Origin of the sequence: Brevibacillus brevis, assembly GCF_022026395.1 — a bacterium.
Classification (GTDB): domain Bacteria; phylum Bacillota; class Bacilli; order Brevibacillales; family Brevibacillaceae; genus Brevibacillus.
Genome location: NZ_CP041767.1, coordinates 3,457,168 through 3,481,550 on the forward strand (window position 1 = coordinate 3,457,168; position 24,383 = coordinate 3,481,550).

At 47.3% G+C, this 24,383-nt stretch carries 28 protein-coding genes; 8 read left to right on the forward strand and 20 right to left on the reverse strand.

Annotation, left to right across the window (positions count from 1 at the left end):
• Nucleotides 1-21: 21 nt before the first annotated feature.
• The gene (locus FO446_RS16335) at nt 22-999 is read left to right on the forward strand and encodes a hypothetical protein (RefSeq protein WP_221868628.1); all 978 of its coding nucleotides are present in this window, start codon (nt 22-24) and stop codon (nt 997-999) included.
• Here the strand turns inward: FO446_RS16335 and FO446_RS16340 are convergent.
• The 3 genes from FO446_RS16340 to FO446_RS16350 form a co-directional block, all read right to left on the reverse strand.
• Nucleotides 933-1,310: a hypothetical protein gene (locus FO446_RS16340; RefSeq protein WP_237898530.1), complete on the reverse strand. Its 378-nt coding sequence runs from the start codon at nt 1,308-1,310 to the stop codon at nt 933-935. The two genes, FO446_RS16335 and FO446_RS16340, sit on opposite strands and share 67 nt — an antisense overlap.
• Nucleotides 1,311-1,399: 89 nt before the next feature.
• Nucleotides 1,400-1,993, reverse strand: coding sequence for a DUF1444 family protein (locus FO446_RS16345; protein ID WP_173607888.1), 594 nt, complete (start codon nt 1,991-1,993; stop codon nt 1,400-1,402).
• An 18-nt stretch (nt 1,994-2,011) separates the two neighbouring features.
• Nucleotides 2,012-3,127: a DUF3900 domain-containing protein gene (locus tag FO446_RS16350; RefSeq protein WP_172142372.1), complete on the reverse strand. Its 1,116-nt coding sequence runs from the start codon at nt 3,125-3,127 to the stop codon at nt 2,012-2,014.
• A gap of 122 nt (nt 3,128-3,249) precedes the next feature.
• Between FO446_RS16350 and FO446_RS16355 the strand changes: the two genes are divergently transcribed.
• Nucleotides 3,250-4,080 (forward strand): serine/threonine protein kinase, encoded by an 831-nt coding sequence (locus FO446_RS16355; RefSeq protein WP_237898532.1) that lies wholly within the window; start codon nt 3,250-3,252, stop codon nt 4,078-4,080.
• A 26-nt stretch (nt 4,081-4,106) separates the two neighbouring features.
• Here the strand turns inward: FO446_RS16355 and FO446_RS16360 are convergent, their stop codons facing one another.
• From FO446_RS16360 to FO446_RS16370, 3 genes are all read right to left on the reverse strand, one after another.
• Nucleotides 4,107-4,262 (reverse strand): hypothetical protein, encoded by a 156-nt coding sequence (locus tag FO446_RS16360; RefSeq protein WP_173607890.1) that lies wholly within the window; start codon nt 4,260-4,262, stop codon nt 4,107-4,109.
• A 36-nt stretch (nt 4,263-4,298) separates the two neighbouring features.
• Nucleotides 4,299-5,543, reverse strand: a complete 1,245-nt coding sequence (locus FO446_RS16365; RefSeq protein WP_173607891.1) for a DEAD/DEAH box helicase — start codon at nt 5,541-5,543, stop codon at nt 4,299-4,301.
• A gap of 152 nt (nt 5,544-5,695) precedes the next feature.
• Entirely contained in the window at nt 5,696-5,839 is a 144-nt protein-coding gene (locus FO446_RS16370) for a hypothetical protein (RefSeq protein WP_162837736.1), read from the reverse strand.
• 134 nt (nt 5,840-5,973) lie between these two features.
• Here FO446_RS16370 and FO446_RS16375 point away from each other — a divergent pair, with 134 nt between their 5' ends.
• Nucleotides 5,974-7,044 (forward strand): phosphodiester glycosidase family protein, encoded by a 1,071-nt coding sequence (locus FO446_RS16375; protein ID WP_173607892.1) that lies wholly within the window; start codon nt 5,974-5,976, stop codon nt 7,042-7,044.
• A 37-nt stretch (nt 7,045-7,081) separates the two neighbouring features.
• The gene (locus FO446_RS16380; RefSeq protein WP_221868630.1) at nt 7,082-7,240 is read left to right on the forward strand and encodes a hypothetical protein; all 159 of its coding nucleotides are present in this window, start codon (nt 7,082-7,084) and stop codon (nt 7,238-7,240) included.
• On the opposite strand, the gene FO446_RS16385 is transcribed toward FO446_RS16380, so the two are convergent.
• Nucleotides 7,230-8,801 (reverse strand): ABC-F family ATP-binding cassette domain-containing protein, encoded by a 1,572-nt coding sequence (locus FO446_RS16385; protein WP_173607893.1) that lies wholly within the window; start codon nt 8,799-8,801, stop codon nt 7,230-7,232. The two genes, FO446_RS16380 and FO446_RS16385, sit on opposite strands and share 11 nt — an antisense overlap.
• A gap of 38 nt (nt 8,802-8,839) precedes the next feature.
• The gene (locus FO446_RS16390) at nt 8,840-9,697 is read right to left on the reverse strand and encodes a HEPN domain-containing protein (RefSeq protein ID WP_173607894.1); all 858 of its coding nucleotides are present in this window, start codon (nt 9,695-9,697) and stop codon (nt 8,840-8,842) included.
• Nucleotides 9,698-9,931: 234 nt separating this feature from the next.
• Between FO446_RS16390 and FO446_RS16395 the strand changes: the two genes are divergently transcribed.
• On the forward strand, nt 9,932-10,081 hold the full coding sequence (locus FO446_RS16395; protein ID WP_173607895.1) for a small acid-soluble spore protein P: 150 nt from the start codon (nt 9,932-9,934) through the stop codon (nt 10,079-10,081).
• Between the two features lie 129 nt (nt 10,082-10,210).
• Nucleotides 10,211-10,966 (forward strand): hypothetical protein, encoded by a 756-nt coding sequence (locus FO446_RS16400; protein ID WP_173607896.1) that lies wholly within the window; start codon nt 10,211-10,213, stop codon nt 10,964-10,966.
• Here FO446_RS16400 and FO446_RS16405 read toward each other — a convergent pair.
• From FO446_RS16405 to pdhA, 5 genes are all read right to left on the reverse strand, one after another.
• Nucleotides 10,961-11,122: an aspartyl-phosphate phosphatase Spo0E family protein gene (locus FO446_RS16405; protein WP_173607897.1), complete on the reverse strand. Its 162-nt coding sequence runs from the start codon at nt 11,120-11,122 to the stop codon at nt 10,961-10,963. The two genes, FO446_RS16400 and FO446_RS16405, sit on opposite strands and share 6 nt — an antisense overlap.
• A 122-nt stretch (nt 11,123-11,244) precedes the next feature.
• A complete protein-coding gene (lpdA, locus tag FO446_RS16410; RefSeq protein WP_016743458.1) occupies nt 11,245-12,654 on the reverse strand; it encodes a dihydrolipoyl dehydrogenase in 1,410 nt (469 codons plus the stop codon).
• Nucleotides 12,655-12,660: 6 nt separating this feature from the next.
• Nucleotides 12,661-14,049, reverse strand: a complete 1,389-nt coding sequence (locus tag FO446_RS16415; protein WP_173607898.1) for a dihydrolipoamide acetyltransferase family protein — start codon at nt 14,047-14,049, stop codon at nt 12,661-12,663.
• A gap of 101 nt (nt 14,050-14,150) precedes the next feature.
• Nucleotides 14,151-15,131: an alpha-ketoacid dehydrogenase subunit beta gene (locus tag FO446_RS16420; RefSeq protein WP_047067643.1), complete on the reverse strand. Its 981-nt coding sequence runs from the start codon at nt 15,129-15,131 to the stop codon at nt 14,151-14,153.
• 3 nt (nt 15,132-15,134) lie between these two features.
• Complete coding sequence (gene pdhA, locus FO446_RS16425) at nt 15,135-16,220, reverse strand: pyruvate dehydrogenase (acetyl-transferring) E1 component subunit alpha (RefSeq protein WP_015891588.1); 1,086 nt, start codon at nt 16,218-16,220, stop codon at nt 15,135-15,137.
• A 328-nt stretch (nt 16,221-16,548) separates the two neighbouring features.
• Here pdhA and FO446_RS16430 point away from each other — a divergent pair, with 328 nt between their 5' ends.
• Nucleotides 16,549-17,283, forward strand: a complete 735-nt coding sequence (locus tag FO446_RS16430) for an alpha/beta hydrolase (RefSeq protein WP_173607899.1) — start codon at nt 16,549-16,551, stop codon at nt 17,281-17,283.
• Nucleotides 17,284-17,286: 3 nt separating this feature from the next.
• Here the strand turns inward: FO446_RS16430 and FO446_RS16435 are convergent, their stop codons facing one another.
• The 3 genes from FO446_RS16435 to ltaE form a co-directional block, all read right to left on the reverse strand.
• Nucleotides 17,287-17,484, reverse strand: a complete 198-nt coding sequence (locus tag FO446_RS16435) for a hypothetical protein (RefSeq protein WP_047067647.1) — start codon at nt 17,482-17,484, stop codon at nt 17,287-17,289.
• 133 nt (nt 17,485-17,617) lie between these two features.
• On the reverse strand, nt 17,618-19,261 hold the full coding sequence (locus tag FO446_RS16440; RefSeq protein ID WP_237898533.1) for a peptide ABC transporter substrate-binding protein: 1,644 nt from the start codon (nt 19,259-19,261) through the stop codon (nt 17,618-17,620).
• 229 nt (nt 19,262-19,490) lie between these two features.
• Nucleotides 19,491-20,516, reverse strand: coding sequence for a low-specificity L-threonine aldolase (ltaE, locus tag FO446_RS16445; protein ID WP_237898535.1), 1,026 nt, complete (start codon nt 20,514-20,516; stop codon nt 19,491-19,493).
• 124 nt (nt 20,517-20,640) lie between these two features.
• Here ltaE and FO446_RS16450 point away from each other — a divergent pair, with 124 nt between their 5' ends.
• Nucleotides 20,641-20,943, forward strand: a complete 303-nt coding sequence (locus FO446_RS16450; protein ID WP_015891593.1) for a HesB/IscA family protein — start codon at nt 20,641-20,643, stop codon at nt 20,941-20,943.
• A 61-nt stretch (nt 20,944-21,004) separates the two neighbouring features.
• Here FO446_RS16450 and FO446_RS16455 read toward each other — a convergent pair whose 3' ends face one another.
• From FO446_RS16455 to yneA, 4 genes are all read right to left on the reverse strand, one after another.
• Complete coding sequence (locus FO446_RS16455) at nt 21,005-23,254, reverse strand: HelD family protein (RefSeq protein ID WP_173607902.1); 2,250 nt, start codon at nt 23,252-23,254, stop codon at nt 21,005-21,007.
• 39 nt (nt 23,255-23,293) lie between these two features.
• The gene (gene crcB, locus FO446_RS16460; RefSeq protein WP_173607903.1) at nt 23,294-23,659 is read right to left on the reverse strand and encodes a fluoride efflux transporter CrcB; all 366 of its coding nucleotides are present in this window, start codon (nt 23,657-23,659) and stop codon (nt 23,294-23,296) included.
• A 96-nt stretch (nt 23,660-23,755) separates the two neighbouring features.
• Entirely contained in the window at nt 23,756-23,953 is a 198-nt protein-coding gene (locus FO446_RS16465; RefSeq protein WP_007718933.1) for a DUF896 domain-containing protein, read from the reverse strand.
• Between the two features lie 76 nt (nt 23,954-24,029).
• Nucleotides 24,030-24,365 (reverse strand): cell division suppressor protein YneA, encoded by a 336-nt coding sequence (gene yneA, locus FO446_RS16470; protein ID WP_221868634.1) that lies wholly within the window; start codon nt 24,363-24,365, stop codon nt 24,030-24,032.
• Nucleotides 24,366-24,383: the final 18 nt, after the last annotated feature.

Sequence of the window (24,383 nt, forward strand, 5' to 3'; positions counted from 1 at the left end):
CTTGGAGAGGAGATCAGTCCCATGGAAAAATGGATGCAAGAAATGGCGTTGAATCAAACAAGTTTTTTGCTATCCTGCCAATTGCCGAGCGGTACCTTTCGCCTCGGCCCCCAACGTGATCAAATCAATCCTTACTTTACCAACCTGGGTGTTATTTCCCTCATCCGAATGAAGGAGGTAGAGGCTGTTCGCGGTCATCTCGATTGGTATTTGCAAAACCTGAATGCGAACGGCTACATCAATGATTTTCGTCTTGAACAGGGCAGAGAAATCGATACCGGCACAAATGATAGCGAAGATAGCTACCACACCACTTATTTCAGCCTGCTTGCAGAATGGATACGGGCAACGGGGCGTATAGATTGGCTGCATGCCAACCACGCTACACTCTTGTCCCTACTCCAAGCAGTTGCCCGCCTTCAACAGAAAGACGGTTTGACTTGGGCAAAGCATTCGTATCGGGTTAAATATTTGATGGACAATTGCGAGGTGGCCAAGGGGCTGGCAGATGCTTCGTATTTATTTTCGTTAACCGGTGATGTGAATGCTGCCGAGGAAGCGGCTTCACGTGCGAAAGCCTGTGAGCTCGGTATCAGTGGGATGTACAGTCGAATTCGCAAGTCGTATGCCATGTATGATCGTACGTACCCCGGCTGGCGAAAATGGTACCCGGACGTCACTTCCCAAGCGTTTCCGATTGTCTACAGCATGACAGATGCCAACACGGCCTCGCTGCTTTACCAAAGGATCACAGACGCTTTCCCGCATTTTGATACGTTTCAGACTGGTGATTTATACCCTTGGATGACGATGGGGGTATGCGCGCAAATGATGGGCGATAAAACACGGGTGAAGACCATGCTCGTGACCGCCACAGACTTGTACATACACGGCCCCAGGTACCCGTACTGGCTCATTCAAGATGCCGGACGCTATATTGAATTATTACTGGACGTGGATTCATCAGGTTCAGATAAGAGTTGCTCTACCCAACGATAGCAACGCTCCAGTTGCCCGTCTGTTACTAGGTCGGAACGATGCTCGAACATAATCTTTACATGTGGGTTCTCCTTTCTGATGATCGTCAGGTAGTCTTCAATCGGAGCCCACCCTTCTTCCGAGTAGGCTTGCTCCCATACATAATCTCGACAATCATGAAAACGCCACACATTCCAGTCGACGCGATCGTCTAAAATGACAGGCTTTGGATAATGGAATAAGACATAGGTTGGCTGAATGAGTGACATAAACGCCAGTTCCCGCTCTACCCTTTCAAATGCCTCGGCTCTTGTCTGATCATGAGCCTCCATATTGACCAATCATGAAATTATTCATTCGAGGGTTTCCTCCGATTTTCGCACCGTATAGAAAACGCGGGAAGCCTGTTCCCGCGCTTGCTCTACTTTCTTTCAATTTTCGTACCGGAGTCGTGCGTCACCACGAGAAATGGGGTCAATTCCCCTTCTTCCCAATAAAAAGGCAAGACAGAAATCGGAACTTGCCCTTTCGATGCAAAATCATACGTGAGACGCGCTAACAGATGCGCTCCAGCTTCTCCTGCCATATCCGCCACAATCAGCACATCCTGATGCGGAATCGCGACACCAAGCGCGTCTCCTTGCTTTTTCTGATCCATCTCCGCCAGAAATGAATCCAGCAAAATTCGGCTTGCTGCATAGCCGTCTGTCGGACTAATAAAATGGATGCGCTGACCTCCTACCTCTTGTGACTTTACTGAAAAGGGGAGCTTTCGCAAGTTTTCCATCGCGTATGAATGAAGCTGCTCGCTCGTCCAGCCTGCTTCCTCTAGCATCCGCTTCTCAATCAATGCGTAGCCTTCCCCTTGATCCAGTGCGTACAGTACATACGTATCTGCTGTATGTTCCTTCACAACCCACCGCTCCGGGTACTTGTTGATCATCGAGGCATGGCGCAATACCGGATAAATGTTAGGCTCTTGGCCGGTTACTTTCAGTTGTCGATCCAACTCCATCACTCCCTTCATCATTTATTACCAAGGTGGATTATCGTCGTCCTCCGTTGGCGTGCTCATCGGTGTATACGCAACGTTTTGGCTTCGCTCTTCGATTTCTTTCACGATGTCCGTCAACGCTTTTGGCTTTAAAAACTCAACAGGAGACATGCCACGCTCGAACTGTAGCTGCTCGCCTTCTAATAATACCAAATAACGCCCGTTTACTTTCGCGATATGCAGGTTGGTACCGTAATCGGCCAATAATGTACGGATCTGCATATGATCCAGCTTGAACTTCAGTTCGACCTCTGGTTGGCGATCTGTAATAATTTGCATCGCTTCCATCACGGTCTCATGCTCCCATTTTTCTGCGAGCTCCCGCTTAGGACTTGCAGCAATGAGTTCAATGGCTTCCTCTTCCCGTACCCGCTCTTCGGATGCTTCAGGGTACGTATATTCGATGTGCTGTCTCGCCAATGAAATAACTTCTTCAGAGACGATCTGCGTCATCGTTTGCGGATACTCGATAAAACGCAGAAACTCCTCGAAATACCGTGCGTGGGAGAACTGATGAATTTTCACGTGATAGGGATCATTCATCCCCGATTCGATCATATACGGGTACATCAGCGATTTCATGTTTTTGGCATTGATCGCCATGCGCACATTCGATATGAGGCTCTTCTCATCTGTGATGACTGCTGTTTTTTGTTCGAAATCGCATTTTAAAATAAAGACATAGCGCTCATCAATCAGATCGAGCCTCGTCCGCACTACAATCATAACCCCGCCTCTCACCTGAGAGGTTCGCAAATACGACTGAATCAACTCCTGACAGGGCTCCTTGCTCTCCCCTGGCGTTTCCGCTGCCAACAATCGATTCAAGAGGGCATAGTTGGGGTTCGAGTCCAATGGATGTCCAGGCTCCAGCACAAATTGACCCAGTTTTGTCGGCGTGCCTTCTGTCTTTGGATTCATCTCGACTTTTCTTTTCGCAATCCGGGCGAATTCCCCATCGAGAAAATCTTTCAGCTCGCTCTTCTGATATTCATCATGGCCCAAATAGCGCGTCATTCGCACTTGTTTTATGCCATCCTCTTCTTCAGGCTGTTCCATCAGATAAAAGGATAACCAGTCAATTGTAAAATTCATACCCTTCGCTCCTGTCTGCATGTAACGAACTGATTATAGCAAACCTATTGAAAAAAAGGTCAGCTTTTTCAAATCATGATAAGATGAAAGGAGGAGGGGAAAATCAGACAATGTGGACTCGTATGAAGTCATGGTGGAACGAAACAATACGCGATAAACCATATCGGCCCGGCCACCTGGCAGGACAGTATGAAATAACAAAAGTATTAGGGATGGGAAGCTACGGGATTGCCTATCTCGCCACGCACAACCCTACAGGTAATCAGGTTGTACTGAAGCAAGTGAAACCAAGCCTGCGTCACACACCAAAAGGAGAAGCCATGCAAGCGTACGAAAAAAAGGTGCTGATGTCCCTCTCGCATCCGCAAATCCCTCGCTGTCTGGATTCTTTCACATATCGGCAAGACTCGTTTATGGTCATGACTTATATTGCAGGTCCCACACTCGAAGACATGTTGTTTGATCATAACATCGTGGCTGACGAGAAAAAATGCGCCGAATGGATGCGCCAAATCGGAGAACTCGTGGCCTACCTCCATGAACAAAATGTGATTCACCGTGACGTACGGATCCCCAACGTCATCTGGAAAGAGGACAAGCCTTACTTGATTGATTTTGGCCTCGCTCGGTTCGTAGGTGATCGCCCGACTTACACGGCTGATGCTCTTTCCGCCTACCCGTCTGAAAAACAATTGAAGCGAGAAGTCGCTCCTTCCAGTGATTTGTACGCTTTGGGACATTTCTTTTTATTCTTGCTCTATTCCGGATATGAATCGGAACCAGACGCACCTGAAAAAAGCTGGGAAGAAGAGCTTTCTTTATCTCCTTCCATTCGCATGATGATTCGCCGTTTGTTACAAATGGACGCCCCTTATAAAAGCGTACAGGATTGGCTAGAAGAGCTGGATCGCTATTTGATCCACTACCAGGAAAAAAGAGCAGGGCATCCGTAGACTTCACGGATTCTCCCTGCTCTTCTTCATTCTGAAATCGGCTCTTGTTTCGCCTGTTCCATCTTTTCCTTCAGTTCCCCTGCTTCCCGGCGCAGCACTTGTCGTTCGTGTTTCGTCAGAACTTCTCCACCAACAGTTCCATTTACCAGTAAATCCTCTTCATATAACCGATCTTTGCGCATGGAAACCTCCTGCAGACAAGTTGTGTACTTCTTGTCCTACTTTGTTCCAAAGCTGCCCTTCTTATGTGCACGATTTTGATTCCGTTTGGCAGGGCTCGCATTTTTGGCTGGAGCTCCTGACTTTTGTGCTGGTGCGGGCTTTCTTGCAGGACGCGGATCTTCCAGTGCTCCGTGCGTCATGAATTTTTCAGCAATCGGCAAGCCTGTTTGCTTGGAAAATTTTTGAATAATGAATCGTTCCTGTGTCGTAATGATCGAAAATACCAGTCCGGCACGCCCCATACGCCCAGTTCGGCCACTGCGATGAATATACGTGTCAGCATCCGATGCAGGATCGTAATGCACAATACATTCCACACCTGGAATATCAATGCCACGTGCGGATACATCTGTCGTAATCAGCACCGGGAATGCCCCATCCCGGAATTGTTGGAGGGTGCGGGCACGCTCTTCTTTCGTAGCATCACGGTGCAGGAGTCTGCACGGCAAATGGTGGTAGTTGAGCTTCGAAACAATCTCGTCCACTTTTTCGATTTGATTGACAAAAACAATCGAGGAGCGAACATTGACGAGGCGCAGCAAACGACGGAGCGTATCCACCTTTTTACGTGGATCGGTCACCAAATACATGTGTGCTACCCCTGCAGCTCCTTCTGGTGCTGCTGCGCGAATAACGGCAGCATCTTTTGTGAAAATTTCAGCCGTATGTACGACTTCCTCTGCGATTGTCGCTGAGAATAACAGTCGTTGTGTATCACGAAGCGTTTTTTTCATGACCTCTTGGACTGGCTTGCCAAAGCCCGCATCCAGCATACGGTCTGCCTCATCAACAACAACCGTCTTCACTTCATGGACCTTTAGCTTGCGCTGATCAATCAGCTCCAGCAGTCTTCCTGGTGTTGCTACAATCAATACAGGCTTCTTTTTCAGTCTCTCGATTTGGCGTTTTACATCGACACCGCCAATAATGGACATCACGGCCGTGTCCTTGCCTGGCAGAAGGCTTTCTGCTTCCCGCGCAATCTGAACAACGAGCTCATGCGTCGGTGCGAGTACAATGGCCTGTACATCTTTTTGCTCCATATTGATTTTCGATAAAATCGGCAGTAAATAAGCAAACGTCTTGCCTGTCCCTGTCGGTGATTCAATCAAGGCATCTCGACCAGCCATAATCAACGGGATGGCTTCACTTTGTACAGGTGTCGGTGTTTCCATTTTTCGCTCTCGCAATATAGTCAACAGCGGTGCGCTAATTTGTAAATCTGCAAACGTGGTGCTCACAAAAACCCTCCTGGCATAAAGTCGTGCATTGGGTAAGCTTACCACACTTTGCAGGTAGAATACAGAGGTAAGCCAGTCCTCGTGGGGTAAGGTCCATTTAGAAAAAGATAAAAATAGGCGAAATCCGCATTGGACTTCGCCTGACCTTCCTTCTACCCGTTATTCGAATCGAAACGGGTTTCCTGCTTCTCACCTTGGTCTTGACGGTCCCGGCTGGTGGTTTGGTTACGTGTCCCTTTTGGACTTTCCATGTACTCCTCTACTTCCTTTTGAAACGCCTCATCATAGTCACGCACACCTATCACCTCCTGTTCTTATTTTGACCAGGCTGATCACATATTATTTTCCTGAAACCTTTTTCCCGGTAATGCGTCTCTTCATATAGGAATGACAACCCTAGTACAATTTGTTAGATGGATGTGAATAGTGAATGGAGACGTTGTCGCGCACTCGCACACGCAAGCGAGCCAAGCGCAAAAGACCATGGCGTTGGGTTAAGAAATGGATCCTCGGCACTGCCTTAACCTGTACAACCTTAGCTCTACTGGGAATTATTTTTTTATTTGGAACGAAAAATGGAGTAGAATTACGTGAATGGGCGGCAGGTACTTTGCTGACAACCCAGCACGATTACTGGGCCCCCTATACATTTTTGCCCGATGAAAAACTGAAAGAACTAAAGGAGCAAATTACACATCCTACCGTTATCAACTCTGAAGATACAGGTTCAGCCACGACAGGACCAGCTATTCCGCCGAAATCGAATCTGGTAACCGTCACACTTCCGGAGAAACCAAAGGAGCTGATCGAGATTGAGGAAATTGACGTCTCGAAAGGCAGTTATTACTTTAAAGGAAAAATCATGTACATTAGCGACCCGAGCAGAGTACGGCTCGTCGTCACGAATCGCAAGGACCGTGGAGATTTGCTCGATGAGTTTGTAAAGAAAACAGGAGCCATCGGGATCGTCAATGCGAGTGGATTCGCCGACCCAGACGGTTACGGCAAAGGAGCACGAGCTTACGGCGTCGTCATCCACGACGGAAAGATTTTGCAAGGCTACAACCCGAGAAGCGGAGAAACCGCACTAGGGCTTACCTATGACGGTAAACTGATTACGGGCAGCTACTCGGCTGAACAACTCGTAAAAATGGGCGTGCGTGACGCTGTGAGCTTCCGTCCGCAGTTGATTGTAAACGGGAAAAATATGTTTGAAGGAAAGCCTGCCAAAAGCTGGGGCATTCAACCGCGTACCGCGATTGGACAAAAAGAAGACGGGACGATTGTATTTGCAGTCATTGATGGTCGCCAACCCGGGCATTCCATCGGGGCAAGCATGAACGACATGGCGGAAATACTGGCTGAGCGGGGTGTAATTACAGCAATGGCCATGGACGGTGGTTCCAGTTCCATGATGCTGCACAATGGTGAGGCCATTACGAAGACGTCTTCTCCCTATCATCGAGGCCGCTATTTGCCAAATGCGTGGGCTGTTTTTTAGAGAACGGCTAGGGTGATTTTGAGGAGGTTTCAGATTCTTGGACAAATTGTTTCACTATAGTGAAGACCCAGCCATTGCGAATTTTCAGCTTCAGTCTGCACTTTTCCGTGATCCGTATGCGAAATGCGTCGCTCACATAATAAAACAGGCAGTCTCACCCAATGGGTGGCTGCCTGTTTTTGCTTTTACAATTTAATCGGAGTTTTTGCCTGCTCCAAACTCCATTTCTCAACATCCCACGTCTGTGTAACCCAATCCTCATAAAATTCAGGTTCGTGGCATACGAGAAGGACGGTTCCTTTGAATTCCTTCAAAGAGCGTTTCAACTCTTCCTTGGCAACGACATCCAAGTGGTTCGTCGGCTCGTCAAATACCAACCAGTTGCTCTCACGCTGCAGTAATTTACAGAGACGAACTTTTGCTTGCTCGCCCCCGGACAGAGCGTTCAGGTTACGATTGATATGCTCATTTTTCAAGCCACAACGTGCCAGCGCCCCGCGAACTTCATGGTTATTCATGGAAGGGAATTCATTCCAGACATCATCGAGTGCAGTAATTGGCTTCGCCTTTACTTCTTGCTCGAAGTAAGCCGGATGGAGGAAATCGCCTTTCTCCAGCTTTCCACCCAGCGGAGGAATTACGCCCAGCAACGTTTTCAGCAGTGTAGACTTACCGACACCGTTCATGCCGACAATCGCTACTTTTTCACCGCGCTCCAGCTTCACACTAAGCTTTGGCAGCAAAGGATGTGAATATCCGATCTCCAAGTTTTCAGCTTCGATGACAAAACGGCTACTTGCCCGGGATTCCTTAAAGATAAACGAAGGTTTCGCTGCTGATTCCGGCTTGTCAATGCGATCCATTTTATCGAGTTGCTTTTGACGGCTCTTCGCGCGGCCGGTAGTAGACGCACGTGCCTTATTGCGCGCAATAAAGTCTTCCATTTTTGCGATTTCTTCCTGTTGCTTCTCAAATGCGTCAAAGTGCTGACTGCGTTTCATCTCAGACTGTGCCAAGAAGGATTCGTAGTTCCCTGTGTAACGATTCAACTTGGTAAATTCCAAATGATAAATCACATTCACAACTTCGTTCATGAAGGTCGTGTCATGGGAAATCAGCATGAAGGCATATGGATATTCCTTCAAGTAGTTTTTTAGCCACACGATATGCTCTTCATCCAAGTAGTTTGTCGGCTCATCCAACAAAAGAACGGTTGGTTTTTCCAGCAGCAATTTTGCCAAAAGAACCTTGGTACGCTGGCCACCAGAGAGGGAGGCAACATCGCGCTCCAAACCGATTGCACTCAAGCCCAAAGCGTTGGCAATTTCATCTACTTTTGCATCGATCAAATAAAAGCCGCTTGTTTCCAGCTTGTCTTGAATTTCGCCCATGCGTTCCAGTAATTCTTCCAGTTCCTCTGGAGATGCCTCGGCCATCTTTTCACCAATCGTCATCAATTCAGCTTCTTGCTCTAACAGCGGCAGGAAAGCGTCCTTAAGTACGTCGCGAATCGTTTTACCAGCTTGCAGCTTGGTATGCTGATCCAAATATCCGTATTCGATTTTGGGCATCCATTCAACACGACCGTTATCAGGCAAATTTTGGCCTGTCAAAATTCCCATCATCGTTGATTTTCCGGTACCATTTGCGCCTACCAGTCCTACACGGTCATTCGGTTGCAAACGGAAAGAAACATCACGAAACAAAACACGGTCCCCAAAACCATGGGACAAATTCTCTACAATCAAAACACTCATGCTCTATTCTTCCTCCTGATCTGTTTCCTCTATGAGGCTTACAACAAAATTCTTTCAAAAAAAGTAGGCGCGTACCTTGCCACATAAGATTCGCCCGTAAATACCAATTCGTCCAGCCGGACACGCATTTCTTGAAGGTTGACACTTTCCCCGGCGATGTTCAAAATTGCGGCTCTTGTCAACGCCCTCAGAATCGTGACTTCTGTAGCCAGCTTGTCACCGAACAGCTTGCCGCTATGCACAATCTCTGAGCGATGATTGTACGATTTTTTTACAAACTGTGCAATCCGTTCACGCTGCAAGGCGGTTTCTCCAAAATAGTACGCCATTCGGACACGCAATTTATAGGTAATCTCGCCTTTTTTGCCATCGGGAACGAACAATGATTCTAATGCAATCCACAGATCCAACAGCTGATCCTCGTAGTTTTTCTTCTCCAGTGAGAGCGCATAGCGACGAAAAGCAAGGGATGGCAGCTTCTGTTCAACTAAAGAAGAAAAAATGTCAGCCGTTTCATCATCAAATGTGTACTTATCACCATCAAGTGATCGTTTCAAATACGTAATGCCATACATATTGCCACTGACTGTGATGATGTAAGGAATCGAACAAGTCCCTGTTGTGGACGCTAGATTCAGCTTACTTTCGATTTCTTCAATCCACACCCGATCATCCGTTACTTTCATCTCTTCGTGATCCCCAACTAAAAATAAACTGCTGGGATCTACACGCAAATCAAAGGTTCGCTTGTTCTCGTCCATCTCATTGCGCAAGAAACGAGACGCGATCTCATATGGCCTCTTTGCGCCTGATATGAGCGTGTACGAATTAGGCAAATCGATCCGAACGGGCTGTGCTGTTGTTGAATTGAATACGGGGGCGATTAAGACCGGCATAGTTCTCGCTCCTTCCAGACCAGCAGAGCTCGTTTATTGTTTACATAATAAATATTATGTTCTATAAACAGTATCGTGCCATTCTGTAGTTTTGACAACATATCAATTCCTTCTAAATGTGGACATGCTTCCTCACCATACCAGTTTGGAACAACCTCATTATAGAATACCAGCATTTCCTATGGTTCGTCATCATGTGTTTACGCCAAACTAGGTAAAGAAGGAGTTGATTTTATGGAAAAGGACCATATTCTTGATGAAAATCCGCATCAAACTTACAATAATGTAGCTCAACCGCTGGAACAGACCGGCGAACCCCAGTCCGGCTCTAAAAAAGTGAAGCAGCAAAATCATTCGCGCGCTATTCGAACACGAGAAGGATAATGAATGACACCCGGCTCCATTGCAGTCGGGTGTCTTTACTCTTCCTTTTTTTTACATCGAAAAAGATTGAATTGTCCCACAAGGATGAACTATGATAAATTTAGTATCCTTGATGGAGGTTAAGTGAAGATGATCACCATTCCACTTCCGGGCAACCATAGCCCTCTTTCCAATTTGATCAGCTATAGTGTTTCGCCGCTGTACGAGATGGCTGCCAGTTTGTATACACTCGCCCAAGAGACACCTCCCGAGCGATTTGCTTTTTGGACCGAAGAAAAATTAGAGCAGTTTGAGTCTGCCCGTCTTTTAAAAGAATGGGGCTATTTGGTCCCCCTCTTTCGATATGGGATCCCTGACTCATTTGACCCCCTACATACAAAAGGCGTGATGGCTGTCGATGATCAATATGAGTACTTCGTAACACTTCCCACTGATCATTTTTTGCGTAGCATCAAACCGATCTTGGAGGAGTGGATATTGCATCACGATTCTCCTGCAGTTGCTCTCGATTTAGAAGAGGATGCCGATTATGTGAAAGGCCGTTTCAGCCTGTTCGTTTCATCTTATTGGCAGCTATTTTTTGAGGCGAATTGGGAGGCGATTGCTCCAAAATTTGTTCGTGAAGCAGAACGGATTTATTACTCTTTACAAGGAATCGAATCCCTTACTACCTATCTGCAATCCATTTCTCCCGCCATTACCTACGATACGAAAACTCACCAGCTTACCTGTCCGAGTAATGGTCCTAGCTATGATGCACAGCATCTCATTCTTTATCCGAGCTATTATTATGCCCAAGAACCCGTGCTTACGAAAAAAGGCTGGAATGCTCATTTGCTTTATTCCATCTCGGGAGTACCCACTCAACCAAAAACGCCCTCATGAAGGGCGTTTTTCATGTTGCATATGTGCGACAATTAATTTATCTAATTGTTGGCTGATTCTCACGATTTCAGGGTCAAGAAAATTGTAACCTGAATCTTTCGCTGCGCGCTCCAGCCTTAGTCGCAAGTCATCAATCATCTTACTCATTGTTTCCATGCTGCAGGCCCCCACCTAACGTTGTCTCCCACTATTTTACATTATTTAAGAACAGGTGGAAAGGGTAAGATGTGGAAGAAAAAGCCTTGTACCCATTTCTGGCACAAGGCTTTTCCCGCTTCCTATTTCATGACGTGGATCGGACGACCCAGAGCCAATTCAGCAGCTTCCATTGTTACTTCACCCAGTGTTGGATGTGCGTGGATGGTCAGCTCGATATCTTCGAGTGTTGCGCCCATTTCGATCGCCAATCCGATCTCAGCGATGATGTTGGAAGCTTCAGGACCAACGATTTGCGCACCCAATACGAGATTCGTTTCTTTTTCTGCAATCAGCTTCACGTAGCCTTCGCCTGCATTTACAGACAGAGCGCGACCGTTTGCTGCGAATGGGAAACGACCTACAATGTAATCGATGCCTTTTTCTTTTGCTTCTTTCTCATTGATTCCAACGCTTGCGATTTCTGGATCGCAGAAGACAACCGCTGGAATCGCCTTGTAGTCCACTTCTGCTGGATGACCAGCAATCGCCTCAGCAGCAACCTTACCTTCGTAGGAAGCTTTGTGAGCCAGCGCAGGACCTGCTACGATATCCCCGATCGCGTATACGTTAGGAATGCTTGTGCGGCCTTGTTTGTCGACAACGATCAACCCACGGTCAGTCATGTTCATGCCGATATCGCGAATACCGAGTTCATCTGTATTCGGACGGCGTCCAACAGTAACGAGTACGTATTCCGCCTCGATTTTTTGTTGCTCGCCTTTTACTTCAGCAGTCACGATCACGCCGTTTTCTGTCTCTTCCATTCCTTGTGCCAATGCTTTTGTATGGATGGTAACGTCGAGCTTTTTCAGCTTGCGTTCCACCAAACGTGGCATGTCTGGCTCAAATCCTGGCAAGATTTGATCGGAACCTTCCAAAATTGTAACTTTTGTACCAAACTTCGCGAACACTGTACCAAGCTCGATCCCGATGTATCCACCGCCGATTACCACGAGGCTCTTCGGCAGTTCAGTCAAGGACAACGCTTCAGTAGAAGACATTACGCGTTTGCCAAACGGGAATGCAGGCAACTCAATTGGACGGGAACCAGTTGCAATGATGCAATGCTGGAAACGATAACGGTTGACATCATAACCGTGGAACACGCGTACTTCATTTTCACTTACGAACAGCGCTTCACCAGGGATTACCTGGATTTTGTGGCCTTTGAAAAGGGAGCCAACGCCACCAGTCAGTTGCTTCACGATGCCGCTCTTCCACTCTTGTACTTTGGCAAAATCCACTTTTACATTTTCCATGGTGATACCCATGGATTCTGTATGTTGCGTGTGCTCATATGTGTGTGCAGCGTGGATCATCGCTTTGGAAGGAATGCAACCTACGTTCAGGCACACGCCACCCAGCTCAGCTTTTTCCACGACAGCTACTGTTTTACCAAGTTGAGCGGCACGAATTGCTGCAACATATCCACCTGGACCGGCACCGATTACGAGTACGTCAACCTCTGTAGTAAATTCACCTACTACCATTGTCTCTTATCCCTCCATGACGAGCAGCGTTGGGTTTTCGAGGAGCTGCTTCACGTAGTTGACGAAACGCTGTGCAGGTTCGCCATCAACCAAGCGGTGGTCAAAGCTCAAAGACAGGTGCAACATTTGACCTACCGCGATTTCACCATTTTTCACAATCGGCTTTTCGCTAATGCGACCAACACCCAGAATAGCTACTTCTGGATAGTTAATGATAGGCGTGAAGAACATACCTCCCGCAGAACCGATGTTTGTGATGCTGAAAGTAGAACCTTTCAACTCATCAGCAGTTGCTTTGCGGTCGCGTGCTTTCTTCGCCAGCTCGCCGATTTCGCCTGCGATTTGGAAGATGGATTTGCTGTCAGCGGATTTCACAACTGGAACGAGCAAGCCGTCTTCTGTCGAGGTAGCGATACCGATGTTATAGTACTTTTTAAAGATGATTTCTTGTTTTTCATCGTCGATAGAAGCGTTGAGTTCTGGGAATTTCTTCAGACCAGCTACAACAGCTTTCACGATCATAGGCAGGTAAGTCAGCTTCACACCACGCTCTTCAGCAAGTGGCTTCGCATCTTTACGCATAGCAACAAGCGCTGTAACATCCACTTCGTCAAAGATTGTTACATGTGGTGCTGTGTAAGCAGATTTCACCATTGCTTTCGCGATTGCTTTACGCATACCTTTCAGCGGAACGCGCTCTTCCAGCTCGCCTGCTTGAGGTGTGTGGTGAACGGTTGGAGCCGCTGCTGCTTGTGCTACACCTGTAGCTGCTGCAGGTGCCTCTGTTACTTCTGTAGCTGCCACTGCTTGTGCAGTTGGCGCTGCTGCTCCGCCAGATACGAAGCGATCTACGTCTTCGCGTGTGATGCGACCCAATTTGCCTGTACCAGGTACATTAGCCAATTGAACGCCTTTTTCGCGAGCGTATTTACGAACGGAAGGTGTAGCCAACACATGCTTACGGTCAATTGGTGCCGCTACTGCTGTTGCAGTTGCTTGTGCCATTGGCGTTTCAAGAGTTTGGTTCGCATTTGCACTCACTTGGGAACCGATGTCGCAGCCTGGCTCCATTTTGTCTGCAGCTTGAGGCGCTGGTGCCGCTTCAGCAGCGTGGGAATCGCCATGCCCATGGTCTGGCAGGTTCGGAATTTCGCCTTCTACGTCAAACTCGATCAGTGGATCGCCGACTACAGAAACCGTACCCTCAGTTACTTTCAGGTCGATAACTTTCCCTTTAACAGGCGATGGTACTTCTACTACCGCCTTGTCATTTTGTACTTCCATGATGACTTGGTCTTCTTCTACGGAATCTCCGGGCTGTACGTGCCATTTGACAATTTCGCCTTCATGGATACCCTCGCCGAGCTCCGGGAGTCTGAATGTAAAACGACTCACAGTATCTCCTCCTTATAACACTTCGCCATAGTAGTAAGCCTATATTTCCCAAAAGAAGGCGGAAAGCTTTCAACTTTTCCGCCATTATGTCCGTTTCTCAATTAAAAATCGAGGACTTGAGTCAGACCATCTACTACGCGTTTTACGTCAGGCAGCCATACATCTTCTGCTTGTGCAAACGGGTAAACGGTATCTGGTGCTGTAATACGCAGCACTGGTGCTTCGAGGTGCAGGATCGCACGTTCGTTGATTTGCGTGATAATTTCTGCCGCAACACCAGACGTTTTTTGTGCTTCTTGAACCACAATCGCACGATTTGTTTTCTTCACAGAATCCACGATCGTATCGATATCGAGTGGGCTGATGGTGCGCAGGTCGATTACTTCTACTTTTGCTCCACGCGCTTTCTCGATTTCTTCTGCTGCTTTCAGGCTGGTATGCACCATCGCACCATAGGTGATGATGGTAACATCGCTACCTTCTTTTACTACGTTTGCTTTGCCGAGTGGAATCGTGTACTCGCCTTCTGGAACTTCTTGACGGAAGGAACGGTACAGCTTCATGTGCTCGAGGAATACAACCGGATCGTTGTCGCGAATCGCGGAGATCAACAGTCCTTTTGCATCATACGGGTTGGAAGGGATAACCACTTTCAGACCCGGAGTTTGCATCATCAAGCCTTCCAAAGAGTCAGCATGCAGCTCAGGCGTTTTCACACCGCCACCAAATGGGGAGCGGAATGTAACTGGGCTCGTGAAGCGACCGCCGGAACGGTAACGCATACGAGTAGCTTGAGATGCGATTGCATCGAACGTTTCAAAAACGAAACCAAAGAACTGAATTTCTGCTACTGGACGGAAGCCGTTTACGGAAAGACCAACAGCCAAACCGCCGATTCCGGACTCAGCGAGCGGCGTATCGAAAACGCGTTGCTCGCCGAACTCAGCTTGCAGACCTTCTGTTGCACGGAACACCCCGCCGTTGTTACCTACGTCTTCACCGAAGACAAGAACGGTTTCATCGCGCTTCAACTCTACGCGCATTGCATCCGTAATGGCTTGAACCATTGTCATTTGTGCCATGGCTTATTTCGACTCCTTCGCCAGGAATTCTGCCTTTTGCTCTTCGAGTGCAGGCGGCAGTGTCTCAAACATTACATCGATCAGTTCGCTAACTTTCATCTTAGGTGTTTCGTCCGCTTTCTTGATTGCGTCCGCAACAGCTGCTTTCGCTTCTTCGATCACAGCTTCTTCGTCTTTTTCGCTCCAGAGGCCTTTTGCTTCGAGGAACTTGCGGAAGCGGATCAGTGGATCGCGCAGTTCCCACTCGCTTTGCTCTTCACCTGTACGGTAGCGAGTTGGGTCGTCACCAGCCATGGTGTGAGGTCCATAACGGTATGTCATTGCTTCGATCAGAGTCGCACCTTCGCCATTCACGCCGCGCTCTTTTGCTTGCTGAACTGCGTAGTAAACGGCGAGAATGTCCATACCGTCAACGCGTTCGCTAGCAATACCAGCCGCAACTGCTTTAACTGCGATATTTTCAGAAGCCGTTTGTTTTTCGAACGGCAGAGAGATCGCATAACCGTTGTTTTGGGAGAAGAAGATAACAGGCAGCTTGTATACACCTGCAAAGTTCATACCCTCGTAGAAATCACCTTGGGAAGTCGCACCGTCACCAAAGTAGTTGATCGCCACTTTCTTTTCACCGCGCAGCTTGTAACCCATTGCAACACCTGTTGCTTGTGTACATTGAGCCGCAATGATGATTTGTGGCATCAATACGTTTACACCTTCAGGAATTTTGCCGCCCTCAATGTGTCCGCGGGAATACAGGAATGCTTTGTGCATAGGGTAACCATGCCACACCATTTGTGGAATATCACGGTAGCTAGGCAGGACAAAGTCTTCTTTGGAAAGAGCAGCCTCGGAACCGATCATGCTTGCTTCTTGACCAGCTACTGGTGCATAGAAACCAAGACGACCTTGGCGGTTCAAGCTGATTGCGCGTTGGTCCCACACACGGGTAAATACCATTTTACGCATCAGTTCACGTAATTCATCATCGGAGAGCTTAGGCATCAAGTCAGGACGAACAACCGTACCATCCGGGGCAAGAATTTGCAGCGGGGCGTTGTTCTCTGTTTGTTCAACAGCAGTGGATACGCTCATCACATTCACCTCGTCACTAGAATAAGGGACTTCCTTTTCCCGCGTTGCTCTTTGTCGCCTCTATCTGAGCATCTGCTCGATGAGCGACGAATGCCATTCGCGGCGGAAGTGACCCTGATAAAAACCAGAAGAAAGTTGCATGGTGCAAGAAAGGGCTTACAGCGCCGTTTGCAACACCCTGTTATATTGCAGTCAAAATACCTGTTTAATGTGTTACAGTATTGATATTACAGGGTTTATTTCCTCTCTGTTATCATTTACTATATAAGCTGTATCAGTTTTTTTCAAGGCTTAGTTTTTCATTTGAGCATACAGGGAGTGTGAATCGATGTCTGACTATGTAAAGCGAACCATCATAAAAGAAGAAGTGCCCAGCATCCACGTGGACACTCCCCGCTCGGTCAAAGTATACCTGCCGCCGGGGTACAATGAGCTTCTTTCTTACCCTGTTGTGTATTGCCAGGATGGGAACGACTTTTTTACGATGGGGCGAATCGCGACCATCTCCAATCAATTGATTCTGGAAGAAGGTATCGAACCCTATATCGTCGTCGGTGTTTCCGTCGACCGTAACAAACGCACGAGCGAGTATTCTCCATCTGGGTCGAGAAACGCAGCCTATCAGCGTTTTTTCACCGAAGAGCTGATTCCTTACATAGAGGAGCGTTATCCTGTGCGCCGTGATCCTGCTTCACGTGTGCTGGCAGGAGACTCTTTGGGTGGAACCGTTTCTTTGCATCTCGCATTAGAAAACCCAAACCTTTTTCCACAAGTACTCGCGCTGTCCGGGGCGTTTTTCCAAACGACACTCGACCCGCTTTTGGATCAGTCTAGTCTATCTTGGCTGCGAATTTGGATGGTCGTTGGCCTCGATGAGACATCTGTAGAAACAAGTGCGGGTACCTTCGACTTCGTTCAATGGAATCGCAAGGCAAAACAGATTCTTGAGGACAAGCAAGCAACCTTGTCGTATCGAGAAAAACCAGGGAATCACGTCTGGGGTTTGTGGCAAAAAGAGCTGCCTGACGCCTTGCGTTATTTCTTCCCGCCTCCACGCCTGTAACCATTACGAGCCATTGATTTCTTTGATGTCCTCGTACCCGTAGTACCGGCCATCCACCAGGAAAATGCCTTGGTGGTTGGCTTTTTCAATTTCGCCCGCAACCTGATTGGAATCGTTTAGGACGATGTTGACAATCTTGCTCTCATCCCGTTTCATTTGATTGAGAATGCGTTCTCGCTCTTTGGCCGAGATCATATCCATCCCTCTTTTCCCCTATGTTGGATAGCTATAGTATTTCATTGGCGGGTCTGAATTACACACAAGTGAGTCAACCGAACGGAACCAAAAAAAGCCTTGCCGCTCTCCAAGTTTCCGGATACGGCAAGACTCTTTTTTATTGTTCGATGGTAGTATATTTAAAGTCTCTACCACCAAACGGGTTGATCAAGAATCCTTTGACTTTGTCGTTTTTTATATACGGTCTTGCACCATAATACACAGGGGCAATCGGCATTTCCTCCATTAAGATGTTCTCTGCCTCACGCATGATCGCATTACGCTTCGCCGGGTCTTTTTCCAAGTAACTTTGGACGATTAGCTCTCTATATCTGTCGTTTTCCCAAGCAGCGTCGTTCGTGCCCACTGTTTTATCCTTGAAAATTTCCAGGAAATTGATAGGGTCGTTAAAATCAGCACCCCAATTTCGGTAGGCAAATTGATAGTTTTTGGAGCGCTTGTTTTGTAAAAAAACTTTTTCCTCCAAGCCACTGATTTTCACATCTACACCCAGGTTTCTTTTCCATTGATCCTGAAGAGCTTCAGCCAGTTTTTTCTGACGATCGTCACCCGAACCATATGTGTAGGTCACGTCAGGCAATGTCGAAAGCCCCAGCTCCTTTAACCCTTCAGCCAACAACTGCTTGGCTTTGTCTACATCCTCTTGAAAATAGTCATTTCCGCTGAGTTGCATCGAGGGCGGAACCCACGCAAAAGCCGCAGGCACCCCTATCTGCACGATTCCATCTACAAGAGGCTGCCGTTGGATCGAATACGAGAAGGCTTGTCGAATCTTTTTATTCGTAAAAGGGGACACCGTTGTGTTAAAGGTAACTGCAACCGTGTTGGGATATGGTGCCATCACGATTTTTCCTTCCTCCTGCAAAGCAGGGATCACATCGACGGGCAACACGTAGGTAGGATGCCCTCCCCAATCCAAATCACCAGAATCAAACAACGCTTGAGCGGTGTTGGTATCAGTAATCATGCTCCAGACAATCTTGTCGAGCTTCACGGCATCTTTGTCATGATACTTCTCGTTTTTCACAAGGACCATTTTGTTTTTATGCTCCCACAGCTCCATTTTGAATGGGCCGTTGCCTACGTAGTTGTCTGGAGAAGCTGCCCAGTTCGGATGTGCCTCCAAGGTCTTTTTATGTAAAGGAAACAGTGTCGGGAAAGCCGTCAGCTCGTAAAAAAACGGAGCTGGCGAATTGAGCTTGACCTCTAATGTAAAATCGTCTAGTGCTTTTACCCCTACGTCTTCATGTGATCCTTTCCCAGTGTTAAACTCCTCTGCCCCTTTAATGAAATAAAGCATATAGGCATATTCGGACGCTGTCTTGGGGTCGAGATTTCTTTTCCAGGCGAACTCAAAGTCATGGGCGGTTACCGAATCTCCGTTGCTCCATTGCGCATTCGTTTTCAATTTGAACGTGTACGTCGTCAAATCCTCGGATACCGTATAACTGTCGGCAATCGCGTTGGCTATTTTCCCATCCGGTCCATAGCGAGTCAGTCCTTCAAAACAGGCAGTAATCACATCAAAGGAAGTGCCATCGGAAGCTAGTCCGGGATCTGCTGTCGGAGGCTCTCCACCGTCAGCATTCCAATTCAATACCATCTCTTTTCCCGTTGGCTTCGTTGGTTGAGATGCCTGCTCATTCGGTTTGTTCGTTACCCCCGTTTCACTTGTACTACATCCCGCTAAAACTTGAAGTAATAAGAAACTGCTCAAAATAAAGCTTATCCTCTTTCTCATCGAGACCATCCCCTTTGATTCCATTCGATTCCATACACCAGGAAACGCCTTTGCTTTATCACACTACCATGATAACGCAAGTGCAGACGAAACAAATCAGACGGTATGGCGAAAAACAGATCGTGTATAGACTCTTATTTTGTACAAATTGTCTAATTATTTTGAATTCGGTTTTAAGAAAAAGAAAAAGCCAGTCTTCCCTTCGACTGGCTACAGGCGGTTGAAACGATTACACCTTTTCCAATAATTGCTCGACTGCTGCAACGACGGTCTCGATATGTTGATCGGTAATGTGTCGATGCGTCGTAAAGCGAATGACATACTCGTCAAAATCAACAGCGAGCACTCCTTTTTCCTCCAAACGTTCCAAGAAGCCAACAGCTGTTTGTCCAATCGAGTCTGTATTTACCAGCACGATATTCGTCTCGACTTGCTCGACCTGAAGCGATAGCTGGCGCAAGCCTTTTGCCAATTGCTGTGCCCGTTCATGGTCTTCTGCCAATCGTTCGGTCATCCGTGTCAAAGCGATGATGCCCGGTGCTGCCAAATACCCTGCCTGACGCATCCCGCCTCCTAATTTTTTTCTCCACCATCTCGCTTCCTCGATAAACGCACGATCCCCAGCCAAAATGGAACCAACCGGAGCACTCAGCCCTTTCGACAAACAAATCTGAACGGTATCGGCAAAAGCGCTTAGCTCACTGACTGCAACACCTTGGGCGACAGCTGCATTGAAGAGACGAGCACCGTCCAAATGAACGGGAATACCTTGTTTTTGCGCGATAGCATAAACACTCTTCATTTGCGCGATAGAGATTACCGCCCCTCCAGCGCGATTATGTGTATTTTCGAGACAGATCAATTTTGTGCGAGGAAAATGGATATTGTTGCCCCGTATCGCCCTCTCTACCTCTTCAGCACGCAAAGCACCCCGTTCGCCAACCAGCGTCCTTGTCTGCACGCCGGCTAATGCCGACATAGCGCCGCCTTCATAGTAAAAAATGTGCGAATCTGCTTCCGCAATGACCTCATCTCCATTGACACAGTGCGTCAAAACAGCAACCTGATTGCCTTGCGTGCCACTTGTTACGAACAGAGCCGCTTCCTTTCCGAGTATTTCAGCCGCGATCGCTTCCAAACGATTGACAGTTGGGTCCTCTCGGTAAACATCATCACCAACCTCCGCTTCCGCCATTGCCCGAAGCATCTCCTCGGTTGGTTTCGTAACGGTATCACTACGCAAATCAATTTTCATAGATGACTCTCCTTCCACCCCGTTGTCATTCTCTACACATGTCGTAACACTTTCAACATTGCATCCTGAATTCCCTCTTGCTAAGATGGAAGGGTAACTTACATACAGTTAGGGGATTTGACCTGTGAAACTAAAAATCACTCGTAACGCTGCCAAACAATTGGCTCCAATTATCGAGCAAGAAGAAGACAAAGAATTGAAACTGCGCGTTTATATTACTCACGCTCATGGTGATCATGCCCACTACGGACTCGCTCTGGACAAGCCAACAGAAGAAGATGTGGTGATCTCGACTGACAAAGAGATCGATGTGATCGTGAAAAAAGATGAGCCATTACTGGATGGCGTTGTCATTGATTACCTCTTCTTGCCGCAAGAAGGTTTTGTGATTACCAACCCTTCTAAAGGCAACACAGGCGACCACTAAGATTGTACAGATAAACCCTCTGCTTTTTACAGGCAGAGGGTTTTCTTTGATGAGTCGATTCTTATTCGTCAGTAGCCATGGTGTACAGCGCTGTCGGTAAATCTTTCAGCAACGGTGAAGAAACATCATCAACCTGCGTCATAACAAGCCGATGGACCGGACGTGTCATCGCGACGTACAACAGTTTCGCATCCCATTCATTATTTTGATAGGCATCCACATCCAGTATAATGACCACATCGAACTGCAAGCCTTTTGTTAAAAAAGCAGGCATGACGGTTACGCCACCGGGAAATTGGTTATCCTTGCTGCCTAACAGAGTCAGATCAGCTATTTTGTCTTGCAAGCCTTTATGGGCTTTTTTACTCGCTTGTATGGTTTTCGCTACAATGGCAATCGTTTTGAAGCCTTCCGACTGGTAGGCAGCCACACGTGAAGAGATGTCCTCCCATAGTTGCGCTCGTGAACGAGCCTTGACCATGATTGGTTTTTCACCATGTCGCAAAACCGGTTTTGCCAATACCGTCTCGGGCAATTCAATTTGCCGCAACACTTCATTGGCGCAGCGCATGATCTCAATTGTCGAACGATAACTTTGCGACAACGTATAATAGGAAGGAAACAGCTGGGCAAAAATCCCCTTCGTCAACTCTTCCCAGGCATGAATCCCCCGGTAGCTATGAATGCCTTGCGCAATATCTCCCACGATTGTGAGCGAGTTTCGCTTGGTTGCCAATGCAATGACGGCTATTTCTAACGCACTCAAGTCTTGTGCTTCATCCACGACCGTATGATCAAAATGCTCCGCTTTATTCATTCCTTCAACAATATGCTGCAAGTATAGCAGTGGAGCGATATCTTCCGGCTCCAATCTCTCCTCTGCAAACAGCGCAGCACTTGACTGCGTCACATCACGCACCACTTCGTCTGAAATATCAGCAGGTACGAGCTTGCGCAGCAATTCCTCGTCAGCAATCAATTCGCGATAAGCTGCGAAAATTTCCAGTCTTGGAAATGAAGTCAGGTACGTATCCAGGATTTGCTCCAGCATTTTCTCGAATTTGTACAAGCCTTCTTTGTCCAAATCGACTTTTCGTTCTCGCAAATGGGCAAATAATTGCTTGTTCATTTCTTGTTTCAAATGCTTACGAAGAGCTTCTACCCGTCGATGATACGGCATATTGGCGAATTGCTCCAGGAAGCATTGGCGAATAAAATCACCCGGAATGGAAAAGACTTGTTTCGTTTTATTGTATAAAAAGCTGAGTTTCTTAAAAGGAATTCTCGTTTCGACGATATGCCGGATATATTGCTCCAGCGCCTCCCGACAAGCGAGCGATCCTTTGAAGCGAAGCCTGTTTCGCGTCATTTCTTGCTGGCGCTCATCCTGCCCCTCTTCAAAGAACAATTGCAGAGGCTTATCCGGACTCACGATTCTCCATCCTTTTGGCAGCAGAGGTTTCACGAGACGCGCTGCCCAATCCACAAAGGTAGACTGCTGAACGTCATCGACTCCCAACTCAGGCAAAACCTCGGATATATAGGTAAGAAACATCCGGTTTGGTGCGAACACCATGAATTTTTTGGACATCATGGAATCCTGATAGTTATATATCAAATAGGAGAGTCGGTGCAGCGCAATGGTCGTTTTTCCGCTCCCCGCTACTCCTTGCACAACGATGGGCCGTTCTTTTTCCGCCCGGATAATATCATTTTGCTCGGATTGAATCGTAGCGACGATGTCTTTTAGCCTGCTATCGTTCGCCTGATTCAGATTGGCTGCCAAAAATTCATCAATGAAGCCCTCTTGCAAAAACTCGTCAGGATGCCCCATTTCGCGGTTAATCGTTTCTTTTACCGCTCCATCATAGATGCCGACGATCTTACCGTCTTCAATCGCAAAATTACGCTTTAAGCGAACTTCACCACGCACGATCTCTCGTCCCATTCGATAAAACGCGTCTTTGCTCTCACCGGAATAATAAAGACTGGCGATAGGCGCACGCCAATCCACGACGACAGAATCAAACGTATCGCTGCGTACAATTCCCCGTTTTCCTATGTAGACCTGATCCAGCTCGTAGATCTCATCTTTCAAGAAGTCCACTCTGCCGAAATAAGGCTTCTCTCGCCCCTGATCTTCCAGGTAACGCAAATCCTTTGCCTTTTTATAGTTAACGACCTGTTTCACATAGTCATCTGTCGCCTCGCGAATATCATTGCGAAGCTGCTCCATTTCTTCGTCAATCGCCGAAATTGTTTCATCCAGCTTTTTTTGTTCCCATTCATAATCACGATGCTGTGTACTCACCTTCATTCCCCCTCACATGTATCGTGTCCATTGAACGTATCAGGACCATTGCCTACCCAGCCATATTCCAACCGCACAAGAAAGTAGCCCGACTCCCAAACTGAGAAGAGCGTACAAAGTGCCACGCAACAGGTGGCCTTCTCCCCAAAAAGTGACCACTTCCAAGGAAAAGCTAGAGAAAGTCGTAAATCCTCCCATGACCCCCGTTGCAAATAAGAGATAGAGTGTTGGAGATAATATGCCACGTTCTTTCCCCAGCACGAACAAGATGCCGATGATCAACGATCCACAAACATTGGCGATCCAGGTTCCCCATGGCCATCCCGGCTGATTCGCAAGCAAAGACAATAGGTAGCGCAAAAGAGAGCCAACTGCTCCTCCAACCGCTACAGCTATCCACGCCATCGCTTTCCCTCCCTGGCAATCAAAGCGTTATGTATGTCACAGAAAAAGACACCCTAGCGTCAAGCGAGGATGTCTGTCGTATCAGTAATTGTTATCTTACTGTTTTGGCTTATTTTCTTCAAGGTCTTCCACATAACGGATGGAATCCAAATTAGCTCTCAATGAAAGCTTAACGGCGTCAATGTACTTTTGGCGCAATGCTTTTTGTTCGAGCTTTTCTTCTTCAGTCAAACCTTCTTCGCGAGATTTTTTGACCAATTCATTAATGCGTTTAATTTCTGCGTCAGATACCACTGCTGGTTCCTCCCACTCTGTAGTAGTGCCGCTTCATTATACCACATTCGAATGATCCCGCAAGACAGCCGAACACTTACGGCATATCAGGCATGATCAGAGTCTGACCCGGGTAAATCCTGTTGCTATCCAAACCGTTCGCTTCCTTGATTTCTATGATATAGTCACGAACATCTGTATGCTGATCTGAGTAGCGAACGGCTAACGACCATAGGCTATCTCCGGATTGTACGGTTACCTCAATGCCTTGTGGCTCCTCCATTGGCGAAGAAGCAAACACTAGTTCGGTCAACAAGTAAAAAAAGAGAATAAATGTAATAAGAAACAAGAGAGCTTGACCTCTCGTGATACCAAAACGAACACGACGTTCTTCTTTTTTCTCGAAACGATTACGTACTGTCGATGAATTCATGATAATGGCCCCCTTACA